Origin of the sequence: Martinezella rhizogenes, from assembly GCF_007002745.1 — a bacterium.
GTDB lineage: Bacteria > Pseudomonadota > Alphaproteobacteria > Rhizobiales > Rhizobiaceae > Agrobacterium > Agrobacterium cucumeris.
In genome coordinates this window covers 473,888-497,642 of record NZ_SGNY01000002.1, presented here as the reverse complement: position 1 = coordinate 497,642, position 23,755 = coordinate 473,888, and the positions used below count along the sequence as shown (strand labels likewise).

Below are 23,755 nucleotides of genomic sequence, written 5' to 3'. Positions count from 1 at the left end.
TCAAAAGGCAATGCGCCCGCGAGGGGCGCATTGCGGTGAGGCTCATCAGCCCCACTGTACCGCGAGGATTTCGTAACCCTTGGCGCCGCCCGGGGCGTTGACTTCGATGCTGTCGCCAACTTCCTTGCCGATCAGGGCACGGGCGATGGGCGAGGAGATGGAAATGCGGCCAGCCTTCACATCGGCTTCCTGGTCGCCGACGATCTGGTAGGTTTTTTCCTCGTCGCTGTCCTCGTCCACCAGCTTGACGGTGGCGCCGAACTTGATCTTGGAACCGGACATCTTGGAAAGGTCGATGACCTCCGCGCGCGCGGTCAGGTCTTCCAGTTCGGTGATGCGGCCTTCGTTATGGCTCTGGGCTTCCTTGGCAGCGTGGTATTCGGCATTTTCCGAAAGGTCGCCATGGGCGCGCGCTTCCGCAATTGCCTCGATGATACGGGGACGTTCCTCCTGCTGGCGAAAGCGCAGCTCCTCCTGCAGCTTGACGAATCCACCCTGAGTCATCGGTACTTTTTCTACCATTTTTTTATCCTTCGCATTCCGGTCGCTTTACTTGCAGACACAAAAAGAAACAGGTTCCGGAGAGGAACTCCGGAACCATGCCAAAATCATAACTAAGCCGACTATATCAGAAGACGACAGCGAAATGCCAGCAAATTTGAGGCGGGCAATTTTATGCATTCATTCATGAAGTTAGGCGGCATGATTGACATTTCTCAATAGAACATATAGTGAACATAATTATGAAGAAGTCAATCAGGCAACGTCTGGCCATTCTCTCCGATGCGGCGAAATATGACGCATCCTGCGCCTCCAGCGGTACGACGAAACGCAGCTCGGCTGCATCCGGCGGATTGGGCTCCACGGAGGGATCGGGGATCTGCCATGCCTATGCGCCGGACGGGCGCTGCATTTCGCTGCTGAAAATCCTGCTCACCAATTTCTGCATTTATGACTGCGCCTATTGCATCAACCGTTCCTCCAGCAATGTGGAGCGCGCGCGGTTTACCGCCGAAGAGGTGGTGTGGCTGACGCTGGAATTCTATCGGCGCAACTATATCGAGGGATTGTTCCTGTCCTCCGGCATTATCCGCTCTTCCGACCATACGATGGAGGAGATGGTGCGCGTGGCGCGGGAGTTGCGCGTTACCCATGGATTTCGTGGTTATATCCATCTGAAATCGATCCCTGAAGCATCGCCGAAGCTCATAGAGGAAGCGGGGCTTTATGCGGACCGGCTGTCGATCAATATCGAGTTGCCGACCGATAGCGGTATCGGTCGTTTCGCGCCGGAAAAGCAGCCCGCAAATATTCGCCGCTCCATGGCTGATATCCGCCTGAAAATCGAGGAGGCCGGCGAGCCGACGGTGCGCACGCGTCGGACAAAGCGCTTTGCGCCCGCCGGGCAGAGCACGCAGATGATCGTGGGTGCTGACGGTGCTGATGACAGCACCATTCTCTCCACCAGCGCCCGGCTTTATGGCAGTTATGGCCTGCGCCGCGTCTATTATTCCGCCTTCAGCCCCATTCCGGATTCCTCGAAAAACCTGCCACTGATCAAGCCGCCCTTGATGCGTGAGCACAGGCTTTATCAGGCCGACTGGCTTTATCGATTTTACGGTTTCGATATTGGCGAGATAACCGCGATTGGTGGCGACGGCATGCTCGATCTCGATATCGATCCGAAGCTGGCATGGGCGCTCAAAAATCGCGACCGTTTTCCGGTGGATGTGAATGCTGCGGATCGGGAAATGCTGCTGCGCGTTCCCGGCTTCGGCACCAAGGCGGTGGCGTCCATCCTGTCATCACGACGGTTTCGGCGGGTACGGCTGGAGGATGTTGCCCGTTTTGGGGTGTCCCTGAAAAAGGTGAAGGCCTTTATCGTCGCGGACGGCTGGACGCCGGGCAAACTGACTGAACGGCCTGATCTGCGGGCGATGTTTGCGCCGCAGCCCGAACAATTGTCGCTGTTGTGATGTATGGCCCGGTTCTGGAAGGGCGGGGCGATTTCGGCGAGTGGCGCGATGCGGCTCGGGCGGCGCTTGCCGCCAACATACCGCCAGAGGCGATTGACTGGCGGCTGCGGGATGACGAAGCTGGTCTGTTGGATTTTGCCGGGGAGCCGTTGCCGACGCCCAGGCCTGGGGAAACCCAGGTCTCCGTTCCGGCCGCTTTCGTGGCGCTGGCACAGGCGGTGATCTGTCACAGCGATAGGGGCCGTTTTGCGCTGCTATACCGGCTGTTGTGGCGGCTTAGGCAGGATCGCGCCCTGCTGCAATTCAAGTCCGATCCGGATGTATCACAAGCACGGCTGCTCGAAAAATCTGTCCGTCGTGACTGTCACAAGATGACGGCCTTCGTTCGTTTCAAGGAGTTACCCTTACCGCAGGGGCAGGTCGGGCGACGGCGCTTCGTTGCCTGGTTCGAGCCGGATCATTTTATTGTCGAGCGCGAGGCGCCGTTTTTTCAGCGGCGGTTCACCGACATGGACTGGTTGATCGCGACGCCGAAAGGGTCTGCGCGATGGGATGGGAGCGTGCTGCAAACATCGCGAGAGGCCGCTGCCAAACCCGATTTAACAGACGAGACGGACGATCTCTGGCGGACTTATTATGCCAATATATTCAATCCCGCCCGCTTGAAGATCAAAGCAATGACGGCGGAGATGCCGAAAAAATACTGGAAGAACCTGCCCGAGGCGGATCTCATTCCCGGCCTCATTCTGGGCGCGGAGGCGCGGGTGCTGGATATGGCGGCCAAGGCGGCAAGCCAGCCGCAGCCTTTTCACCACCGCCTGCAGGCCGTTGCCGCCGCGGCACGGGAGGAGGTCCTGTCGCCGGAACCGGAAGGTTCGCTTGCCTCCTTGAGGCGGCAGGCAGGCCAATGCACCCGGTGTCCGTTGCATTGCAAGGCGACGCAAACTGTTTTTGGCGAGGGGCCGGAGGATGCGGATGTCATGATCGTCGGCGAGCAGCCGGGCGATCACGAAGACCTTGCCGGAAAACCTTTCCTCGGCCCTGCCGGTCAGCTCTTTGACCGGACGCTGGGCGAGATCGGCGTGGATCGCAGGCGGCTTTACGTCACCAATGCCGTGAAGCATTTCAAATATGAAACACGTGGCAAGCGGCGTATTCACCAGCGGCCGGATGCGGGTGAGGTGCAGCAATGTCGCTGGTGGCTGAGCCAGGAAATTGCATTGGTGCAGCCGAAGCTCATCGTCGCCATGGGCGCGACGGCGCTTTATGCGCTGACCGGTGGCAAGGAGAAAGTCACCGACGTTCGCAGCCGCCCTCTGCCCATGCAGGAAGGGCGAACGCTGTTTGCCACGGTGCATCCTTCCTACCTGCTGCGCCTGCCGGACGGGGAGGCGAAGCACGCGGAAATTCTGCTCTTTAAAAAGGATATGGAGTTTATAAGATCATTCGAATAGATTGTTTTATTAATTTATGAAAATATTGTATTTTATTTTGATTTTTATGAATATAATTTACGATTTTTTGGTTCGCTATTTTTATTGAAATTTTATACTTATAGATGATAATTGAATTCGTTTTATTTATTTATTGCGTGGACATATTATGTTGGGTGAACTCGATCTCACGACAGTCATACTGATGCAAAAGTGCTCTTATATTGTAGGGTTGCTGAGTTTCATCTATCTGAAGTTGTCAAATCGTGGATTGCGTGGCCCGGTTGCTCTTGCCGCCGGCTTTGCTGCCATGACAATTGGCTCCACCCTCGCCGGTTACGGCGAATGGGGGATAATGTCACCGGCTTTTTGGCAGCTCGGCAGTGTCGTTTTCGGCATTATCGGTTATGCGCTGATCTGGCTCGGTCTGAAAGTTTTGAGCGATGGACGCCCTGTGGGTCGCCGAACGGTGGTTGTCCTCTGTCTTGTCGCCCTGCTGGCGATTATCGTCGCGCTGCAGGTGGCTGAAAACAATGCCTATCGTGCGGCTCTGTTCAATGGCTGCGCGGCTCTCGCCTATCTTGCGGGCGCGGGTGGTCTTTTCACAAGATGGCGCAAGGAGCGGCTTCTCTCCCGTCTGGCACTCGGCGCAATCACCGGGATTTCCGGTCTGATTTCGCTATCCGTGGTGAAAAGTATATTCCTCCCGGACTATGCCATCATCAATCTGGTCAATGCGTTTTTCTTCATCATCATGCTGAACTTCGCCATCGCGCTGTTCGTGATGATGCTGGTGGCCGAGCGGTCCGAACGGAAATTGCTGGTTCTCGCCAACACCGATCCGCTGACCGGCGTCAAGAACCGCCGCTTCTTTTTCCAGGCCATGCCTGCGGCTCCCGATCCCGCCGATGCGGCCATGCTGCTGGATATCGATCACTTCAAATTGATCAACGATCGTTTTGGCCATGCCGTCGGTGATAGCGTCCTTCAGGAAGTGGCGAAACGCATCGGTGGCAGCATACGCGGTGCCGATGTGCTGGCGCGTTACGGTGGTGAGGAATTCATCATCTTCCTGCCGGGAGCAGGTGGTCAGAAAGCCTCTATGATCGGCGAGCGTATTCGCAATGCGGTTGCCGTCAATGACGTCGATTGCGGTGGATTGCGCGTCGGCGTGACGATCAGCATCGGCGTCGCGACCACCGGCGAAATGCGCTGCGACCTGCAGACGCTGGCGGAAATGGCGGATCGCGCCCTCTACCGGGCCAAGAGCGAAGGGCGCAACTGCGTGCGCGAGGCGCTGGCGGCCTAGCCCTGCTGCTCGCTCAATTCATTCACCGCGGCGCGATGGTGCAGGGCTTCCTTGAGCAATATCTCGATCTGGGCGTTGATGCTGCGCAACTCACCGCTGGCCGTGCTCCTGATCACGTTCAATATTGCGGGTTCGATCCGCAGCGGAAAAGCCACCCGTTCCGGTCCCGGCGGACGTCCTGCCATTGCTTTAACCCCGCAAGGTTTCGGTGCTGATCACCGGAGTTGCGTCGACAGGCGCGGAAATGCCGGCGATTATGCGGGCAAGCGCAGGCGAAATATATCCGCCTGTGGCCGAGGTCGGCATGTCGGTCTTGGATAAGGGCATCATGAACCTCACGTCGGAATGATGCGTTTTTGATACCGGAAACGGATTGCAGGGGGATTACGCAATGCGAAACGCCGCGGATCTTGCGACCCGCGGCGTTTCGTTTTCACTCAGCACGTGACGGCGCGGATTTCCCGCGGGTCGCTTACTGGAAATAGCTCTGCAGCGGCTTCACTTCCAGATTGCCGGCCTTCAGCGCCTGGATGGCAAGGGCTGCAGCTTCGGCACCGGCCATGGTCGTGTAATAGGGCACCTTCTGCATCAGTGTTGCACGGCGCAGCGACTTGCTATCGGAAATCGCCTTGTTGCTATCAGTGGTGTTGATGACGAGCTGGACCTGGCGGTTGCGGATGGCGTCTTCGATATGCGGACGGCCTTCCTGCACCTTGTTGATCTTTTCGGCGTTGATGCCCCGTTCGGCAAGGAAACGCTGTGTGCCGCCGGTGGCCACGACCTTGAAGCCGCTTTCCACCAGAATGCGGATGGCGGGGAGAACACCTTCCTTATCGTCGTCACGCACCGAAACAAAGACCGTGCCGGAGCGCGGCAGGTCGACGCCGGCGCCGAGCTGGCTCTTGGCGAAGGCGAGCGCAAAATCCGTGTCGAGGCCGATGACTTCACCGGTCGAGCGCATTTCCGGTCCGAGCAGGATGTCGACGCCGGGGAAGCGGGCGAAGGGGAAGACGGCTTCCTTGACGGCGATGTGCTTCAGGTTGCGCGGATCGGGCTTTTCGCCATAGGCGGCAATCGCTGTATTGAGCTTTTCACCGGCCATGACGCGGGCGGCGATCTTGGCAATCGGCGCGCCGATGGTCTTGGCGACGAAAGGCACGGTGCGCGAGGCGCGCGGGTTGACTTCGAGAACGTAGATCGTGCCGTCCTTGATCGCATATTGCACATTCATCAGGCCGCCGACATTCAGCGCTTTTGCAAGAGCCGTCGTCTGGCGCTCCAGTTCGTCGAGGGTTTCCTTGCTCAATGAACGCGACGGCAGCGAGCAGGCCGAGTCGCCCGAATGGATGCCGGCTTCTTCGATGTGCTCCATGATGCCTGACACGAAGACGCTTTCGCCGTCGCACAGCGCATCGACGTCCACTTCCACGGCGTTGGTCAGGTAGCTGTCGAACAGCAGCGGGTTCTTGCCGAGCAGGGTGTTGATCTGGCCGGTCTTGTCGTTCGGGTAACGCTGCTTGATGTCTTCGGGTACGAGGCCCGGAACCGTGTCTAGCAGATAGGTCTGAAGCTGGCCTTCCGAATGGATGATCTGCATGGCGCGGCCACCCAGAACGTAGGACGGGCGAACAACCAGCGGGAAGCCGATTTCAGACGCGACGAGGCGGGCCTGCTCGACCGAATAGGCGATGCCGTTGTTCGGCTGGGCGAGATCCAGCTTCATCAGCAGCTTCTGGAAACGGTCGCGGTCTTCGGCAAGGTCGATCATGTCAGGCGCGGTGCCGAGGATCGGGATACCGTTCTTTTCCAGCGCTTCTGCGAGCTTCAGCGGGGTCTGGCCGCCGAACTGCACGATGACGCCAACCAGCTCGCCCTTTTCCTGTTCGGCGCGCATGATCTCGATCACGTCTTCGGCCGTCAGCGGCTCGAAATAGAGGCGGTCGGAGGTGTCATAGTCGGTGGAAACCGTTTCCGGGTTGCAGTTGATCATGATGGCTTCGAAGCCGGCATCCTTCAGCGCGAAGGCGGCGTGGCAGCAGCAATAATCGAACTCGATGCCCTGGCCGATACGGTTCGGGCCACCGCCGAGGATGACGACCTTCTTGCGGTCGGAAACCTGCGCTTCCGAGCGGGCTGCGCCAACGAAGGGAATTTCATAGGTCGAATACATGTAAGCGGTCGGCGAAGCGAATTCTGCCGCGCAGGTGTCGATACGCTTGAAGACCGGGCGAACATTGAGGCTGTTGCGCAGTTCGGCCACTTCTTTCGGGCGCTTGGACGTCAGGCTGGCGAGGCGGGCGTCGGAGAAGCCCATGGCCTTCAGCATACGCAGGTTTTCAGCATCCTGCGGCAGGCCATGCTCGCGGATGCGAGCTTCCATGTCGACGATGGCCTTGAACTGGGCGATGAACCACGGATCGATCTTGGAGTTTTCGTGGACTTCTTCTTCGGTCATGCCCATGCGCAGCGCCTGGGCGACCATGCGCAGACGGTCCGGCGTCGGCGTGCCGATGGCGGCGCGGATGGCGTTCTTGGAGCCTTCGCCTTCCTCAAAGCCGGGGATTTCGATTTCATCGAGACCGGTGAGGCCGGTTTCCATGCCGCGCAGCGCCTTCTGCAGCGATTCGGCGAAGGTGCGGCCGATGGCCATGACTTCACCGACCGACTTCATGGCGGTGGTAAGGATCGGCGACGCGCCCGGGAATTTCTCGAAGGCGAAACGCGGGATCTTGGTGACGACATAGTCGATGGAAGGTTCGAAGGAAGCAGGTGTCGCGCCGCCGGTGATGTCATTTTCCAGCTCGTCCAGCGTATAACCGATAGCGAGCTTGGCGGCGATCTTGGCGATCGGGAAGCCGGTCGCCTTCGATGCCAGCGCGGACGAGCGCGATACGCGCGGGTTCATTTCGATGACGACGAGACGGCCGTCTTTCGGATTGACGGCGAACTGCACGTTCGAGCCGCCGGTTTCCACGCCGATCTCACGCAGCACCGCAATCGAGGCGTTGCGCATGATCTGGTATTCCTTGTCCGTCAGCGTCAGCGCCGGTGCGACCGTGATCGAATCACCCGTGTGGACGCCCATCGGATCGATGTTTTCGATGGAGCAGATGATGATGCAGTTGTCCGCCGTGTCGCGGACGACTTCCATCTCATATTCCTTCCAGCCGAGCACCGATTCTTCGACCAGCACTTCGGTCGTCGGCGATGCATCGAGGCCGCCCGAGACAATGTCGAAGAATTCCGAGCGGTTATAGGCAATGCCGCCGCCGGTGCCGCCAAGCGTAAACGACGGGCGGATGATGGCGGGCAGGCCGACATGGTCGATGGCCTGGGCGGCAATCGCCATGGCGTGGGCCATGTAACGCTGCTTGCGATCGGTCTCGCCGAGGTTCCACTGGTTTTCGAGGTCATCCAGCGCCTTGTCGAGCTCAGGACCCGAAAGCTTGCCCTTTAGTTCGGTGCGGGCGATTTCGTGCTTCTTGCGGTCGGCATCCTTGATTTCGGTGGCGTTGGCGAGCATCGACTTCGGGGTTTCAAGGCCGATGCGGGCCATGGCTTCGCGGAACAATGCGCGGTCTTCCGCCATGTCGATGGCTTCAGGCTTCGCGCCGATCATTTCGACATTGTAGCGGTCGAGAACGCCCATGCGCTTGAGAGAAAGCGCGGTGTTGAGCGCGGTCTGACCGCCCATGGTCGGCAGCAGCGCGTCCGGGCGCTCCTTGGCGATGATCTTGGCGACGACTTCCGGGGTGATCGGCTCGACGTAAGTGGCGTCGGCAAGGCCCGGATCGGTCATGATCGTCGCCGGGTTGGAGTTGACCAGAATGACCCGGTAACCCTCTTCCTTCAGCGCTTTACAGGCCTGTGTGCCGGAATAGTCGAATTCACATGCCTGGCCGATGACAATCGGTCCTGCGCCAATGATGAGGATGGACTTGATATCTTGGCGCTTCGGCATGGCTCTCTCGTTCCGCTTTTTGGTTGCGCAAAACACCGGCCAGGGTGGAAGATCACCGGCCGGGGAGCGCAATTCAAATGTTTTCAGGCTAGAAGCGGCTTATAGGCAAATGTTTTTGAGAACGGAACCCCATAAATTCCGGAATCGACAGAAACTCTTAGCCGGCGGGGGCACGCGCGGCAAAACGGGCCTGCACCGCCGCGCTGTAAGAGCGGCTGACGGGAATTTCCGTGCCGTCTTTTGTGACGATGTGCAGACGTCCTGCCTGCCTGCGCAGCGAGACGATATCGGCATCGGCAACCCAGTGGGATCGGTGGACCTGCAAGCCCTCGCTCTGGCCTATTTCTTTCAGCGCATCAGAAAACCGCAGCAGAACGAGTTGGCGCCCGCGCGTGGTGACGATTTCAGTATAATGGTCCTGAACTGACAGCCGCAGCAATTCTCCGCGCTTTTGCGGCGGCAGCCGCTCCAGCAGCGGCGCGGTGTCTTTTACCTCGCATTTGCCGTCTTCCCCGGTATCCGTTACGGCAACTGCCGTCGTTTCGAGGGACTGGCTGGCGGTGAGATAGCTCAGCAGGCAAAAGATGGCACAAAGAGGCAGGGACGACAGGCTGCTTTGCAAAAAGGGGCCGAAACCCATTTCCGTGCCTGAAAAGACCCGGTTGGTGATGGTAAGTAAGAGCCCTATTGGCAGCGCGGCCGTCAGCGAGCCGAGCATCATGCGCGCCAGCATGTTTCTGATGCTATCGGCGAAGATGCGGTTGGCGATGATGGAAAAGGATATGGCAAATGTCCAAGCGCCGGCCTGTATGATTGTCCAGTAAAGCAGCCGGTCGGCGAAGCTCATGGTTTCGCTCGTCCCGAAAGGTCCGGTCACGATAAAGATCGCCAGCACGGCGAGAAATGTCAGCCACAGCCTGCGCGACTGCAGGATGGCGTGCATTTCACGAAGCGTGGATTGCATATATGGGTGATCCACGAAGTTTTCCTGCTGATGGCGCCAATCCGTTTTCCCTGAACGCATGTTTTGCCGAAATTGCCGGTGATTTCAACAGAGCCGAAACAGCGCCCATGTCATTCCAGCCTTTATTAGATGCACCGCTTGCCGTGCAATTCCATGTCGCCACCGTCGTGCCCGCAGCCATTCTCGGGGCCTTCGTCTTCCTGCGTCCCAAGGGCACCGCCATCCACCGGCTACTTGGCAAGATCTGGGTGGTGCTGATGGTCGCGACTGCGGCTTCTACCTTCTTCATCCATGAATTGAAGGTGTTTTATGGTTTCAGCCCGATCCATCTGCTTTCCATCTTCACCATCTACGGGTGTCTGCAATCGGTTTATTGCGCCCGCCGCGGTGATATCAGACGGCATATGCGGATCATGCAGAGTGTTTATCTCGGCGGTATCGTGATTGCCGGCGGCTTCACCTTCGTTCCGGGGCGCATCATGCATGAGGTTGCCTTCGGCGACGGGAGGGCGGGTTTTGCTGCCCTTTCCGCTGGCGCATTGGTGTTCGCTTTCCTGTTTCTGGCGGTGTTGAAACAAAGACGTAGAGCCGTGTGAGAGGTTCCGTTTGCCGCCTCTGCTTTCTTCCGGAACAAGATGTATTATAGTGCCGTTATAAGGCAGCTTGTTGAGGCGGTATTCGCCGGGAGAAGAGCATGGAATGGAGAGGGCGTCGCCAGTCGGACAATATCGAGGACCGGCGCGGCATGTCAGCGGGATCGGGTGATCCTTTTTCCCGTGGCGGGATGCGGGTACCGATCGGACGTCGCGGCGGCGGTATCGGGATTGGCGGTCTTCTGGTCATACTTCTGATCAGCTGGGTGCTCGGCATCAACCCGCTGACGCTGCTGACCGGCGGCGATATGTCGATGGACGGCGGCGGCACGACGCAACAGCAATCCGGCACGCGCCCGCAGGGTCAGTCGTCCGACGAAACGACTGCTTTCGTACGCACCGTGCTGGCGGAAACCGAGGATACCTGGAGCGGTATCTTCCAGTCTGCCGGCGAAACCTATCAGAAACCGACGCTGGTGCTGTTCTCCGGTCAGGTGTCTTCCGCCTGCGGTAACGCCTCCGCAGCCAGCGGCCCGTTTTATTGCCCTGGCGACCGCAAGGTCTATCTGGATACCAACTTCTTCAAGGAACTGGACCAGCGTTTCGGTGCGGCCGGCGATTTCGCGCAGGCTTACGTGATCGCGCATGAAGTTGGCCATCATGTGCAGAACCTGACCGGCGTCCTGCCGGAGTTCAACCGCCGCCGCCAGTCAATGAGCCAGGTGGATGCCAACAAGATGTCGGTGCGGGTGGAGCTTCAGGCGGATTGTTATGCCGGCATCTGGGGCAAGTTTACCGAGCAGAAGGGCATTCTCGAAACCGGCGATCTTGAAGAAGCACTGAACGCCGCCCACCAGATCGGCGACGACACCTTGCAGAAGCAGACCCAAGGTTATGTGGTGCCTGATAGTTTCAACCACGGCACTTCGGCGCAGCGCATGGAATGGTTCAAGCGCGGCTTTCAGAACGGCCGTGTCGAAGATTGTGATACTTTCTCGGCGAATATCTGAGATAAAGACAGGAGAGGGGGCTTTCAGCCCCCTTTTCATTTAGCGCATCAAAAGCGCCACGGCATACATGCCCAGCGCGAAGATCGTGTGGGCCACGAGGTTGAGAATACGGACTTTGGTGGGATTGGGCGTTTTTGATGCCGCCCAGCCGATGCCAAGACCCGGCTGCAACAGGAACCAGCCCGCACCAACCGTGACGATGCCAACGATCCATGGCTGGATGAAGGACGGATTTGCAAACCACGCAGCCGGCACCACCAGTGCCAGAATAATGCCGTAGAGGATGCCGACGGCATAATGCGAAATCCAGCCGAGCGCCAGTTCATGCTCGTAGGGTGCGGCCGTGGCGATGCTGTCGTGAAAAATCGTGCCTTTTGGCACATGCCAGAACCAGCGGCCGACCGGCGCCCAGTTCGGTGCTGACTGGCCGAAAAACCGATGCAGCACAATCGCCCATATATCCATAAACACGGTGCCGCCAATGCCCATGGCAATGCCGCGCCAAATCAGTTCCAGCATAAATCCCTCCACATATCATGATCGATCAAGCTCTAGCGGATCGGGCCGGTAGAGAGAACGGGGTATCGTTCGCGCGGCAAATAAAAATGGCCGGATCGCTCCGGCCATGAAAGAGGTTGAAACCTCTCCTCCGTCATGCCGGACTTGATCCGGCATCCAGCAACGGCGCGTCTGCGCCGTGAGGAAATGAGTCTTTCGCGATCAAGGACTTGATCGCGCTGGACCCCGGATCTAGTCCGGGGTGACGGGGTTTGTATGCTTTGCCTCCACCAACTAGCAGGCGGTTCTCCTAAGCAGCCCGCCCATATTCCGCCTGCCGCCGCGTGGCCGTAGCGAGCTGGAATTGCGCCAGCAGATCATTGAGCGCCGCCGCTTCCGAAGCCAGTCCGTGGCTGGCCGCCGTCTGTTCTTCGACCATGGCGGCATTCTGCTGGGTGCCCTGATCGATGGTGTTGATGGCGGTGTTGATTTCCTGAAGCCCGGTCGACTGTTCGCGTGACGACGTCACGATGGCGTCGATATGGCGGTTGATCTCCTGGACTTCGCGGACGATGGTTTCCAGCGCCTTGCCGGCATTGCCGACGAGATCGACGCCGGATTGTACCTGCGATGTGGAGGCGTTGATCAGCGTCTTGATCTCCTTGGCGGCATTGGCGGAGCGCTGGGCGAGCTCGCGCACTTCCTGGGCGACCACGGCAAAACCCTTGCCGGCTTCACCGGCGCGGGCCGCTTCCACGCCGGCATTCAGCGCCAGAAGGTTGGTCTGGAAGGCGATTTCATCGATCACGCCGATGATGTTGCTGATCTCCGACGATGATTTTTCGATGCCTTCCATGGCGCGAACCGCATCTTCGACGATGATGCCGGATTGTTCGGCATTGCCGCGGGCGCGATCAACCAGACGGCCGACTTCCTCGGCGCGGCGGGCGGAGTCCTTCACCGTGGTGGTGATTTCCTCGAGCGCTGCGGCGGTTTCTTCCACCGAGGCGGCCTGCTGTTCGGTGCGCCGTGCCAGATCGTCGGCGGATTGGCGAATTTCACCAGCACCGGCGTCGATTGCGCGGGCGTTCTGGCCAACGGTGCTGAGCGCCACATTCAGCTTGGCAACGGAATTGTTGAAATCGTCGCGCAGGCGGTCGATGCGGGTCACGAAAGGCGTGTCGATGCGGTAATTGAGATCGCCGTCCGAAAGATGCGCCAGGCCTTTGGCGAGCGAATCGACCGCGAACTGGATGTCTGCGGCATCTTTTGACGCCAGTCTCTCGCGCTCATTGCGCTCCTGTTCGGAAAGCGTGCGGTTCTCTTCGGCATCACCTTCCAGACGCAGGCGTTCCATGGCGTTCGATCTGAAAACGGCAACCGCTGCGGCCATCGAGCCGATCTGGTCGGTGCGTTCCTGGCCGGGAATGGCGACATCGAGATTGCCGGCTGCAAGGCCTTCCATGGCCGAGGTCATCTGCGTGACGGGGCGGACGATGAAACGGGAGAGCACGGTTGCAAGCAGCGCGATCATGATTGCGGCGGCAAGAACCGTGGCAATGGTCGCCGCCAGCCGGAACTGGCCGATTGCGCTGTAGGCGATATCGGAATCGACGACGAAGCCGAGATACCACTCGACTGAGGGCAGGCCGGCAACCGGTATGAAACTGGTGATCTTGCCCTTGCCGTCAATTTCAGTCTGGGAAATTGCCGAGGAAATTGTCGGTGTGTTGACCTTGAAAAGATCGCTCAGCGGCTTTTCGACGAGTTTCGGATCGGGATGAATGAGGATCTTGCCATCCTTGTTGACAAGGAAGGCATAACCGTCCGTGCCGGCATCCACGGACTTGATCATCGTGACCAGCGAATCCAGCGAGAAGTCGCTTCCCGTCACGCCAGCCAGCTTGCCGTCAACGGAGACGGGCATGGCGGCAGTGATGACGAGGCCGCCGGTTGAGGCGTCGGTGTAAGGTTCGGTCAGCACCGGCTTGCCGGCCTTGACCGCATCCAGATACCAGGGGCGCTTGCGCGGGTCATAACCTTCCGGCAGCGGTGTTTTCGGGAATGTCGTGAAGACGCCGGTTTCGGCATTGCCGAAATAGGTGGACATGAACTGCGCTGTCAACACGTCGTTCTGCAGGAACTGCAGCTTGGCGTCGTCCTCCGGAAGCTTCGCAAGCGTTTTCGCCACCGTGTCGGTGAGCATGATGCGGCCGCTCAGCCAGTTGGCGATGCTCTGTGCGGCCTGCTTGCCGGACGAATCGATGTTTTCCGCCACCGCTTCCGTCGTGACCCGGTGCTGAAGGCTATCGATATAGAAAGAAAAGCCCGCAAAGGCCGCGACAACAAGTGATGACGCCGCAAACAGAATGCGCGTCATGAGGTTGGATTTTTTTGGCAAGCTACACGTCCTTGAAACCAGATATGCCCGGTCGGGTCATCTTGGAGAATGGGGGGAAAGACATGCCTCTGAGGCGGGAATATTCTGCGTCATGCAGCTTATGATTTAAAAGAACTACGCGATGTTCTAATAGGTAAAGCGAAATGGTAAAATTCGGCTAAATTTGTTCAGGTTCATGCCGTTTCAGCCGGTGCAGGCAGGCTTTGAAATTCTGCGTAAATTTTGATCATCGGGCCGCAAAGGTTGCGTGCAGGAAGGGAATATTTTATTCATCACCCTGCTGCCGTTGCGCAATTCGCGGGCAATGGCCAAAATTCAGGTGAATTACAATGTCTTCGTCGGTTGTTGCAGAAACCGTTCCCTCCGGATCGGGGTCGTGGCTTTCGCATTTCAAGGCTACGCTTGCGCTTGGAATTCCGCTTATCGGTGCGCAGCTCGCCCAGCTTGGCATCCATACCACTGACATGGTCATCGTCGGGCAGCTGGGGGCTGAAAAGCTGGCGGCCATGGTGCTGGCCGGGCAGTTCTTCTTCGTCGTCTTCATTTTCGGCTCGGGATTTTCCGTGGCCGTGGTGCCAATGGTGGCGCAGGCTTACGGGCAGGGCGATGCGACGGCGGCTCGTCGCTCGCTGCGCATGGGCATGTGGGTGGCGATCGCCTACTGGATTCTCGCTTTGCCGGTCTTCTTTAATGCCGAGCGGATTCTGGTCTATCTCGGGCAGAACCCCAATGTCGCAGCGCTGACCGGCCATTATCTCGCCATCGCCAAATTCGGCCTGCTGCCGGCTTTGCTTTTCTACGTGCTGCGCGGCCTTGTCAGCGCCATCGGCCGTGCGGGCATCATTCTTTATGTCACCATCATCATGTTGGTCATGAACGGTTTGATGGCTTATGCGCTGGTGTTCGGTCATTTCGGCCTGCCGGCAATGGGCATGAATGGCGCTGCCGTCGTTGCCGTCATCGTGAATGCTTTCAGCTTCATCTTCATCGTTGTCTATGTGCAGACGCGTGAGGAGACGAAGAAATACGAGCTGTTCGTGCGTTTCTGGCGGCCGGACTGGCATGCACTGTTCGAAGTGCTGCGCTTGGGCCTGCCGATCAGCATCACCATCCTTGCCGAAGTGACGCTGTTTGCCGCCGCATCGATCCTGATGGGGCAGATCGGCACCGTGCAGCTTGCGGCGCATGGCATTGCCCTGCAGCTTGCCTCCATCGCCTTCATGATCCCGCTCGGCCTGTCGCAGGCGGCAACCGTGCGCGTGGGCATCGCCCGGGGTCAGGGCGATTTCAAAAACCTCATTCGCGCTTCGATCATGATCTACGCCATTGCCTGTGGCATTGCCCTTTGCGGCGGCATTTTGTTTGCGGTCGTTCCGGATTTTCTGGCGAAATGGTTCCTCGATCCAAAATTGCCAGAAGCTGCGGAAGTGCTCGCTTATGCCAGCAGCCTCGTTGTCATCGCCGGCGTCTTCCAGCTGGTGGATGGCATTCAGGCCGTGACGGCAGGGCTGCTGCGCGGACTGAAGGATGCGCGCATTCCAGCGATGCTGGCGCTGATTTCCTATTGGCCGATCGGCCTGGCGCTTGCCTGGACCATGGCTTTTCCGCTCGGTTTTGGCGGGCGTGGCGTCTGGTTCGGTTTCGTGATCGGCCTTTCGACGGCGGCTGTTTTGCTCACCGTCCGCTTCGTCATTCTGGTGAAGCGCGAAATGCAAACGGCCCGCTGATAGCGGGCCGTTGTGTTCTTTCTGGAATGTAACGCTCTGTCGTCACCCTCGCCCTTGAGGCGATGATCCATCGACGTGGTTCCTCGGGTCAGGCCCGGGGACGACGTCGAACGCGAAAGGTCCATCAGCGCTCGGCGAGCGCTGCCTCACCCTGTCTTTCGCGCAGCAGATTGACGAAGCGGCGGAAGAGATAATGGCTGTCCTGCGGGCCGGGCGAAGCTTCCGGGTGGTGCTGAACCGAGAAGACCGGCTTGCCGACGATGCGCAGGCCGCAATTGGTGCCATCGAACAGCGACGTATGGGTTTCCTCGACGCCATCAGGCAGCGATTTGGCATCAACCGCAAAACCGTGGTTCATCGAGACGATTTCCACCTTGCCTGTCGTGAAGTCCTTGACCGGATGGTTGGCGCCGTGGTGGCCCTGATGCATCTTTTCGGTCTTTGCGCCGACGGCGAGACCGAGCATCTGGTGGCCGAGGCAGATGCCGAAGATCGGCAGTTCGCTCTTGATGAGGTTCTGGATAACCGGCACGGCATATTCGCCTGTCGCGGCCGGGTCTCCCGGGCCGTTGGACAGGAACACGCCATCCGGCTTCAGCGCCAGAATGTCTTCGGCCGAAGTCTGGGCCGGAACCACCGTCACCTTGCAATCAAGACCGGCGAAAAGGCGCAGAATGTTGCGCTTGACGCCGAAATCCACGCAGACGACGTGATATTTGGCATCGGCTTCACCGAGCGTGCCGTAACCCTTGTTCCAGACCCACGGCGTTTCAGCCCAGGTGGAGGACTGGCCGGAAGTCGCCTCGATGGCGAGGTCGAGGCCGACGAGGCCGCTCCAGGCCTTTGCTTCCGCCTTCAGCGCCTCGATGTCGAAGACGCCGTTCGGATCATGGGCGATGACCGCGTTCGGTGCGCCGTTTTCGCGGATCCATGCCGTCAGCGCGCGCGTATCGATGCCGCAAAGGCCGATGACGCCGCGGGCCTTCAGCCAGGCATCCAGATGCTTGACGGCGCGGAAGTTCGAAGGGTCGGTGATATCGGCCTTGAAGATGACGCCAACGGCGCCGCGGCGGGCGGCGGGGGTCAGGTCTTCGATGTCTTCCTCATTGGTGCCGACATTGCCGATATGCGGGAAAGTGAAGGTGACGATCTGGCCGAGATAGGATGGGTCGGTGAGGATTTCCTCGTAACCCGTCAGGGCCGTGTTGAAACAGACTTCGGCCTGAACCTTGCCGGTTGCGCCGATGCCTGTGCCCTCGATCACCGTGCCATCGGCAAGAACAAGCATTGCAGTCGGTTTGCGGGTAGTCCAGGGCGCTGTCTCGGTCATCTCGTTCCGTTTCTGCCGCTTCGCACCCCACCTCTTGAAAGGCAGGGGGTAAGGGGCCATTTTTGTCGCAGGCTTCGTGACATAAAGGGGCGCGCGATAAAGCTCGCGTTCCGACCCTTCGTTAAAATCTCGTGCAGGTGCCGGAAAATAACGAAAGCAGCCCAAGCGGTCAACCATGGGCCCAAGATTTACGCGGATTTAAGATGCCGTGGATTCAAGGGCTTATGCAATTGATTTGCTTGAGCGTAGTTGCTCGTTTATGTCGTTGCGAAAAATAAGGTGGAAAGTTTGCCTATCGCGAAGCTGCGGAATGGCTTTCCCAAGGAGAAGAAAAATGATGCGCGACACGTTCGCAAATACTTTGAAAGATGCGCTGAAGGCTCGGGACGCCAGACGTACCTCGACCGTGCGTCTCATTCAGGCGGCCATCAAGGATCGCGATATCGCCAATCGCGGCGTGGGCAAGGACCCCGTCAGTGATGAGGATATCATGCAGATTCTGACCAAGATGGTAAAGCAGCGCGAAGAGTCCGCCACCATATATGACGGTGCTGGCCGACCCGAGCTTGCCGCGCAGGAGCGCGAGGAAATCGTCATCATCAAGGAATTCATGCCGGAAGAGATTCCGGCCGAAAAGGTGCGCGAACTGTGCCAGGCCGTCATCAGCGAGACCGGTGCCTCCGGCCTGCGTGACATGGGCAAGTGCATGAACGCGCTGAAGGAGCGTTATCCCGGCCAGATCGACTTCGCCAAGGCCTCCGGCGTTGTCAAGGATCTGCTGAAGTAGGCTTCCAGCGTGTTGGAAAAAGTAAAGGCAGGGTAGCCACGGCTACCCTGCCTTTTTTCTGTCGACGAAAGCGCATTCCGGCGGATCAAAATGCGGTCCTCACAGGCTTTTTTAGGGGGACGTGCCTGTGGGCGTCGGCAGATTTATGGAAATGTTCACGCACTACCTTTGACTGTGTTTTGTTTTTACACCGCCGCGACGGGGCGCTCAAATTACAAAAACATAATTTTTGGTGATGTTGCACTGCCATAAATTTGCCGGAAGCAGGCGCAATGGGGACCTGCCGTCTCCCACTCGCTCGAAAATGATCCTCGTCTTCTGCGCCGAATCCGGGCAATCCGTCCCGAGACGTTTCAGCCCGGCCGTTTTTTCTGCTCGTGCACATAGTGGCGCAGCACCGCATTCATGCGGGTTTGATAGCCTTTGCCGGTGGATTTGAAGAAATCGACGACATCCTGGTCGAGGCGAATGGAAATCGATTGCTTGGCTGTGGGGAAAACCACTTCGGCCTTTGACCAGTCTATGTTTTCAAAGCCGGCCCAGTCCGGATCGTCGCGCATGGCGCGGTCGATATCTTCGTCGGTCATGGCATCGACTCGCACCCAGTCTGTCTCGCTCTTTTCGCCGCGAGCGCGCTTAGTGCGTATTTCTTCCAAAGTTATTCGCGTGGTAGGATTGTTGCTCATTTTTCCGTGCCGCTCGCGCCGATATGATCCGGCATGTTTCGCCCCGCATCGTATAAATGATGGTTATAAGGCGCCCCATGAACGGGCAAACCGCGCGTATGCGAACCTCTCCATTTTGGTCGGACTGTATTTCGATATGTGGCTCAAAAAGCGCCTCGACCGCATCCTCGAAATCGATACCGTGCTTTTCGATATTGATCAGCCGCTTTTTCTTATCCCAATCAAAGGATATGAAATCCCTTGTCACAATGTCCATGAGCCACCTGAAACTGATTCCAGCTTTAGGGCACTCATGCGTCGTTTCTGTATATTCTTTTGTATATACACTTATGTCAATGCCGCCTGTGAATATCGGGTATTATTTACCTACCCATTTTGTATTGCGGCCTTTATGCGCTTATATGAAAGACTGGCCTCGAACAGGTAACCCATGCGCTTTTCCAATTCTTTTCTCGATGAGATACGCGACCGCGTGAACATCTCCGATGTGATCGGTCGACGTGTGTCTTGGGACAAGAAGAAGACCAATACGCCGCGGGGCGATTATTGGGCCTGCTGCCCGTTTCACGGTGAAAAAAGCCCCAGTTTCCATTGTGAGGACCGCAAGGGGCGGTATCATTGTTTCGGTTGCGGTGTTTCCGGCGATCATTTCCGGTTCTTGACAGACCTTGAGGGCTTGAGTTTTCCCGAGGCCGTGCAGCAGATTGCCGATATGGCCGGCATTTCCATGCCGCAGCCCGATCCGCAGGCGGAAAAGCGTGAGCGTGAGCGCACCTCGCTGCAGGATGTCATGGAAATGGCGACGCTGTTCTTTCAGGATCAGTTGCAGACGGCGCTTGGCGCGCGGGCGCGGGCTTATTTGCGCGATCGCGGGTTGACCGGACGGACCATCGAGACTTTCAGGCTCGGCTTTGCGCCGGATAGCCGTAATGCTCTCAAAGAACATCTGGCCAGCAAGGGTGTGGCGCGCGAGCAGATGGAGGCCTGCGGGCTGGTGGTGCATGAGAACGTGCCGGTTTCTTACGACCGGTTCCGGGATCGCATCATGTTCCCGATCCTGTCGTCGCGGGAAAAGGTGATCGCTTTCGGCGGCCGCGCCATGGCGGCGGATGCGGTGGCGAAATATCTGAATTCCAACGAGACCGAGCTTTTTCATAAGGGCAATGTTCTTTACAATTTTGCCCGCGCCCGCCGCGCCTCGCAGGCTGCCGGCGGCACCGTTATTGCCGTTGAAGGCTATATGGATGTCATCGCGCTTTATCAGGCCGGTGTCGAAAACGCCGTCGCGCCGCTCGGCACGGCGCTGACGGAAAGCCAGCTCGATCTCCTCTGGAAAATGTCACCGCAGCCGATCCTCTGCTTTGATGGTGATGGCGCCGGCATTCGCGCCGCCAACCGTGCGGCCGATCTGGCTTTGCCGCATATCAAGCCCGACCGCTCCGTCAGCTTTGCGCTTTTGCCTGACGGAAAAGACCCGGACGATCTCGTGCGGCTGGAGGGGCGGGCGCCCTTCGACCGGGTGCTTTCTGAAGCCAAACCGCTTGCCGCGATGGTCTGGAGCCGTGAAACATCCGCCGTTACCTTTGATACGCCCGAAAAGCGGGCCCAGCTTGAAAGCCGTCTGAGACAGATCGTTTCCGTGATCGGCGACGAGACGGTGCGCCGTTTTTACCAGCAGGATATGCGCGACAGGCTGAATGGCTTCTTCCAACCGCGCTTTCAGCAGGGCGGGCAACAGGGCGGGAACTTCCGTCGCGATGGCGGGCAGGGCGCCGGGCGCGGCTTCCAGCGCAATGCGCCGGGGCGGGGCGGGGCGATGTCGGCGCCTGCCAGCAGTATTTCGGACCGGTTGGCGCAATCGGGTCTGGTGAGAGGGTATCAGACCAAACCCTCGCTCCGGGAAAGCGTTCTTGCCATCACCATCGTCAACCATCCCGAATTACTGCTCGAGGAATATGACGAGATCGCTGCCATCGATTATGAAAACCGCGATCTGCAGCGCCTGTGGTCGACAGTGCTGACCTATGCGGCGGAAAGTGCGGCGGAGATATCGCGGGCAGGGCTGATAGAGCGCCTGTCGCAGCAGGACTTCGAGGCGCTGTTGAAGACGATGGACCAGCAGGTGCGCAATGCCCGCCTGTGGACGGCGACTGAACAGGCGGCGATGGAAGATGCGCGCGAAGGTTATGTGCAGGCGCTTTCCTTGCACAAGCGAACCAAATCCCTGCTCTGGCAGAAGCGGGAGCTGGAACGGGAAATCGCCGAGGCGACGGATGACGAGCGCGGCACGCTTCTGGTGCGGGCATTGGCCGAGGTGCAGCTTGAAATCGGCCGAATGGAAAATCAGGAGGCGATCATCGATGGTTTCGGGGTCATGTCCGGCCGGGTGAAGGGGCCGGCCTTCGGCCATGGCTGAAAGGGCTGGCCAAGAATTGAAAGACGTGTGGGGTTGCCTTTTGCGGCAAGCGTCCTAAATAGGGGATAGTCTGGTGATAACCGTGAAATGCGGCCTTTTTTGAGAATTTCCGTGGCTGTCTCGCCCTCAAAGGCTTGACGGGGCGGGAAATAGCGGGAATCACCATTTCAGGAAAAGTAAGGTGGAATGAGCCTTGGCGGATAGAAATTGCATGAGCAAGCATTTCCGGGTGCACTGTCTTTGCATTCTGCCTGAGGCTGCCGTGGTTAATCGGCAATTAAAGATCACTCCGTTAGGTGTCTGACAGTGATTCGCGGCAAACCGCTGGATGCTCAAGGGGCGGACGGCGATGCGGCGGAACAGGTGTTAGCGTCAGGGAAAGCGACGAGATAGATGGCAACCAAAGTCAAAGAAAACGAAGAAGCAGAAAACGAACGCGACGGTGCGACGGACGGTCCGCTTCTCGATCTTTCGGATGACGCGGTCAAGAAAATGATCAAGGCCGCCAAGAAGCGCGGCTATGTGACGATGGACGAGCTGAATTCCGTCCTGCCGTCCGAAGAGGTGACCTCCGAGCAGATCGAAGACACGATGGCGATGCTGTCCGATATGGGCATCAACGTCATCGAGGACGAGGATGCGGAGGAAGCGTCTGGCGAGGCCGAAAGCGACGATTCGGAATCGGAAGATTCCGAAGGCGGCGAACTGGCGCCCTCCGGCGGCACAGCACTTGCGACCGCCAAGAAGAAAGAACCGACCGACCGTACCGATGACCCGGTACGCATGTATCTGCGCGAAATGGGTTCGGTCGAGCTTCTGTCGCGCGAAGGCGAAATCGCCATCGCCAAGCGCATCGAGGCCGGCCGCGAAACGATGATTTCGGGCCTGTGCGAAAGCCCGCTGACGTTCCAGGCGCTGATCATCTGGCGCGACGAACTGAACGAAGGCACGACGCTGCTGCGCGAGATCATCGATCTCGAAACCACCTATTCCGGTCCGGAAGCCAAGGCTGCGCCGCAGTTCCAGAGCCCGGAGAAGATCGAGGCGGACCGCAAGGCTGCCGAGGAGAAGGAAAAGACCCGCAAGCTGCGTGCGCCGAGCGGCGACGATGACGTGACCGATGTGGGTGGCGATGGCCTGCCGCCGGAAGAGGAAGAAGAGGACGACGACGAGTCCAATCTTTCGCTTGCCGCGATGGAAGCCGAACTGCGCCCGCAGGTCATGGAAACGCTCGACACCATCGCTGATACCTACAAGAAGCTGCGCAAGCTTCAGGACCAGCAGGTTGAGGCGCGTCTGGCCTGCACCGGCACCCTGTCCTCCGGTCAGGAGCGTCGCTACAAGGAACTGAAGGATCAGCTGATCACGGCCGTCAAGTCGCTGTCGCTGAACCAGAACCGCATCGATAGCCTCGTCGAGCAGCTCTACGACATTTCCAAGCGCCTGATGCAGAATGAAGGCCGCCTGCTGCGCCTTGCCGAATCTTACGGCGTCAAACGCGACAGCTTCCTCGAGCAGTATCACGGTGCGGAACTCGACCCGAACTGGATGAAATCGATTGCCAATCTGGCCGCTCGCGGCTGGAAGGAATTCGCGCGCGAGGAAAGCAATACGATCCGCGAAATCCGTCAGGAAATCCAGAATCTCTCCACGGAAACCGGCATTTCCATCGCCGAGTTCCGCCGCATCGTTTCGATGGTGCAGAAGGGTGAGCGCGAAGCGCGTATCGCCAAGAAGGAGATGGTCGAGGCCAACCTGCGTCTGGTGATCTCGATTGCGAAGAAATACACCAACCGTGGCCTGCAGTTCCTCGATCTCATTCAGGAAGGCAATATCGGCCTGATGAAGGCGGTCGACAAGTTCGAATACCGTCGCGGTTACAAGTTCTCGACCTATGCGACCTGGTGGATCAGGCAGGCGATCACCCGTTCGATCGCCGACCAGGCCCGCACGATCCGTATTCCGGTGCATATGATCGAAACGATTAACAAGATCGTTCGCACCTCGCGCCAGATGCTGCACGAGATCGGCCGCGAGCCGACCCCGGAAGAGCTGGCCGAGAAGCTGGCCATGCCGCTTGAAAAGGTGCGCAAGGTTCTGAAGATCGCCAAGGAGCCGATCTCGCTCGAAACCCCCGTGGGTGACGAAGAGGATTCGCATCTCGGTGACTTCATCGAAGACAAGAACGCGCTGCTGCCGATCGACGCGGCCATTCAGGCGAACCTGCGCGAGACGACGACCCGCGTTCTGGCGTCACTGACGCCGCGTGAAGAACGTGTTCTGCGCATGCGTTTCGGCATCGGCATGAACACCGACCATACGCTGGAAGAAGTCGGCCAGCAGTTCTCGGTCACGCGCGAACGTATTCGTCAGATCGAAGCGAAGGCGCTGCGCAAGCTGAAGCATCCGAGCCGCTCCAGAAAGCTGCGCAGCTTCCTCGACAGCTAAGCGTTCCGCTTCCTTTAAAATTGAACCCGGTCAGTCACCTCTGGCCGGGTTTTTTGTTTCCCGCACTGGCGAACTCTGCGACAAGCCTTATGTGTGAAAATAAAGCGCTCCGTTTTTCTGTGAAAAGCCAGATGCTTTATCCCTTTGTTTTTACGCATTGTCCTGATGTGACGGCGGTTCCGCTTTGACAGGCAATGCTCAGGTTCGATGAGATGG

Annotated in this window: 18 protein-coding genes; 9 read left to right on the top strand and 9 right to left on the bottom strand. The window is 58.5% G+C overall.

Annotated features, from left to right (window positions below; translation table 11 throughout):
* Positions 1 to 45: 45 nt before the first annotated feature.
* The gene (gene greA, locus EXN68_RS08030; RefSeq protein ID WP_026363859.1) at positions 46 to 522 is read right to left on the bottom strand and encodes a transcription elongation factor GreA; all 477 of its coding nucleotides are present in this window, start codon (positions 520 to 522) and stop codon (positions 46 to 48) included.
* Positions 523 to 743: 221 nt separating this feature from the next.
* Between greA and EXN68_RS08025 the strand changes: the two genes are divergently transcribed.
* The 3 genes from EXN68_RS08025 to EXN68_RS08015 all read left to right on the top strand — a co-directional run bounded on the left by EXN68_RS08025 (position 744) and on the right by EXN68_RS08015 (position 4,718).
* Positions 744 to 1,976 (top strand): putative DNA modification/repair radical SAM protein, encoded by a 1,233-nt coding sequence (locus EXN68_RS08025; protein ID WP_142840336.1) that lies wholly within the window; start codon positions 744 to 746, stop codon positions 1,974 to 1,976.
* Positions 1,976 to 3,430 carry a UdgX family uracil-DNA binding protein gene (locus tag EXN68_RS08020; protein ID WP_142840335.1) on the top strand — a complete coding sequence of 485 codons (1,455 nt, stop codon included), beginning with the start codon at positions 1,976 to 1,978 and terminating at the stop codon, positions 3,428 to 3,430. Before EXN68_RS08025 ends, EXN68_RS08020 begins: the two co-directional genes overlap by 1 nt.
* Positions 3,431 to 3,578: 148 nt before the next feature.
* Positions 3,579 to 4,718 (top strand): GGDEF domain-containing protein, encoded by a 1,140-nt coding sequence (locus tag EXN68_RS08015; RefSeq protein WP_142840334.1) that lies wholly within the window; start codon positions 3,579 to 3,581, stop codon positions 4,716 to 4,718.
* On the opposite strand, the gene EXN68_RS08010 is transcribed toward EXN68_RS08015, so the two are convergent.
* The 3 genes from EXN68_RS08010 to EXN68_RS08000 form a co-directional block, all read right to left on the bottom strand.
* Positions 4,715 to 4,903: a type II toxin-antitoxin system antitoxin gene (locus tag EXN68_RS08010; protein ID WP_142840333.1), complete on the bottom strand. Its 189-nt coding sequence runs from the start codon at positions 4,901 to 4,903 to the stop codon at positions 4,715 to 4,717. The genes EXN68_RS08015 and EXN68_RS08010 overlap by 4 nt on opposite strands.
* A gap of 287 nt (positions 4,904 to 5,190) precedes the next feature.
* Positions 5,191 to 8,679: a carbamoyl-phosphate synthase large subunit gene (carB, locus tag EXN68_RS08005; RefSeq protein WP_142840332.1), complete on the bottom strand. Its 3,489-nt coding sequence runs from the start codon at positions 8,677 to 8,679 to the stop codon at positions 5,191 to 5,193.
* Between the two features lie 157 nt (positions 8,680 to 8,836).
* Positions 8,837 to 9,658 carry a LytTR family DNA-binding domain-containing protein gene (locus EXN68_RS08000; protein ID WP_237681376.1) on the bottom strand — a complete coding sequence of 274 codons (822 nt, stop codon included), beginning with the start codon at positions 9,656 to 9,658 and terminating at the stop codon, positions 8,837 to 8,839.
* Between the two features lie 92 nt (positions 9,659 to 9,750).
* Between EXN68_RS08000 and EXN68_RS07995 the strand changes: the two genes are divergently transcribed.
* Together EXN68_RS07995 and ypfJ are read left to right on the top strand one after the other, a co-directional pair.
* On the top strand, positions 9,751 to 10,239 hold the full coding sequence (locus tag EXN68_RS07995) for a DUF2306 domain-containing protein (RefSeq protein ID WP_142840330.1): 489 nt from the start codon (positions 9,751 to 9,753) through the stop codon (positions 10,237 to 10,239).
* A gap of 98 nt (positions 10,240 to 10,337) precedes the next feature.
* Positions 10,338 to 11,246 (top strand): KPN_02809 family neutral zinc metallopeptidase, encoded by a 909-nt coding sequence (ypfJ, locus tag EXN68_RS07990; RefSeq protein ID WP_142840329.1) that lies wholly within the window; start codon positions 10,338 to 10,340, stop codon positions 11,244 to 11,246.
* A 39-nt stretch (positions 11,247 to 11,285) separates the two neighbouring features.
* Here the strand turns inward: ypfJ and EXN68_RS07985 are convergent, their stop codons facing one another.
* Together EXN68_RS07985 and mcpU are read right to left on the bottom strand one after the other, a co-directional pair.
* Positions 11,286 to 11,765 carry a DUF2938 domain-containing protein gene (locus EXN68_RS07985; protein ID WP_142840328.1) on the bottom strand — a complete coding sequence of 160 codons (480 nt, stop codon included), beginning with the start codon at positions 11,763 to 11,765 and terminating at the stop codon, positions 11,286 to 11,288.
* Positions 11,766 to 12,054: 289 nt separating this feature from the next.
* On the bottom strand, positions 12,055 to 14,145 hold the full coding sequence (gene mcpU, locus EXN68_RS07980) for a methyl-accepting chemotaxis protein McpU (RefSeq protein WP_142840327.1): 2,091 nt from the start codon (positions 14,143 to 14,145) through the stop codon (positions 12,055 to 12,057).
* Between the two features lie 329 nt (positions 14,146 to 14,474).
* On the opposite strand from mcpU, the gene EXN68_RS07975 reads away from it, so the two are divergent.
* Entirely contained in the window at positions 14,475 to 15,872 is a 1,398-nt protein-coding gene (locus EXN68_RS07975; protein ID WP_142840326.1) for an MATE family efflux transporter, read from the top strand.
* A 124-nt stretch (positions 15,873 to 15,996) separates the two neighbouring features.
* Here EXN68_RS07975 and carA read toward each other — a convergent pair whose 3' ends face one another.
* A complete protein-coding gene (carA, locus tag EXN68_RS07970) occupies positions 15,997 to 17,202 on the bottom strand; it encodes a glutamine-hydrolyzing carbamoyl-phosphate synthase small subunit (protein WP_142840325.1) in 1,206 nt (401 codons plus the stop codon).
* Between the two features lie 337 nt (positions 17,203 to 17,539).
* Here carA and EXN68_RS07965 point away from each other — a divergent pair, with 337 nt between their 5' ends.
* Positions 17,540 to 17,989, top strand: a complete 450-nt coding sequence (locus EXN68_RS07965; protein WP_170979832.1) for a GatB/YqeY domain-containing protein — start codon at positions 17,540 to 17,542, stop codon at positions 17,987 to 17,989.
* 353 nt (positions 17,990 to 18,342) lie between these two features.
* Here the strand turns inward: EXN68_RS07965 and EXN68_RS07960 are convergent, their stop codons facing one another.
* On the bottom strand, positions 18,343 to 18,576 hold the full coding sequence (locus EXN68_RS07960; protein ID WP_309546932.1) for a BrnA antitoxin family protein: 234 nt from the start codon (positions 18,574 to 18,576) through the stop codon (positions 18,343 to 18,345).
* Positions 18,577 to 18,625: 49 nt separating this feature from the next.
* Positions 18,626 to 18,931 carry a BrnT family toxin gene (locus EXN68_RS07955; RefSeq protein ID WP_142840323.1) on the bottom strand — a complete coding sequence of 102 codons (306 nt, stop codon included), beginning with the start codon at positions 18,929 to 18,931 and terminating at the stop codon, positions 18,626 to 18,628.
* A gap of 174 nt (positions 18,932 to 19,105) precedes the next feature.
* On the opposite strand from EXN68_RS07955, the gene dnaG reads away from it, so the two are divergent.
* Positions 19,106 to 21,091, top strand: coding sequence for a DNA primase (dnaG, locus tag EXN68_RS07950; protein WP_142840322.1), 1,986 nt, complete (start codon positions 19,106 to 19,108; stop codon positions 21,089 to 21,091).
* A 393-nt stretch (positions 21,092 to 21,484) separates the two neighbouring features.
* Positions 21,485 to 23,539 carry an RNA polymerase sigma factor RpoD gene (gene rpoD, locus EXN68_RS07945; RefSeq protein WP_142840321.1) on the top strand — a complete coding sequence of 685 codons (2,055 nt, stop codon included), beginning with the start codon at positions 21,485 to 21,487 and terminating at the stop codon, positions 23,537 to 23,539.
* Positions 23,540 to 23,755: the final 216 nt, after the last annotated feature.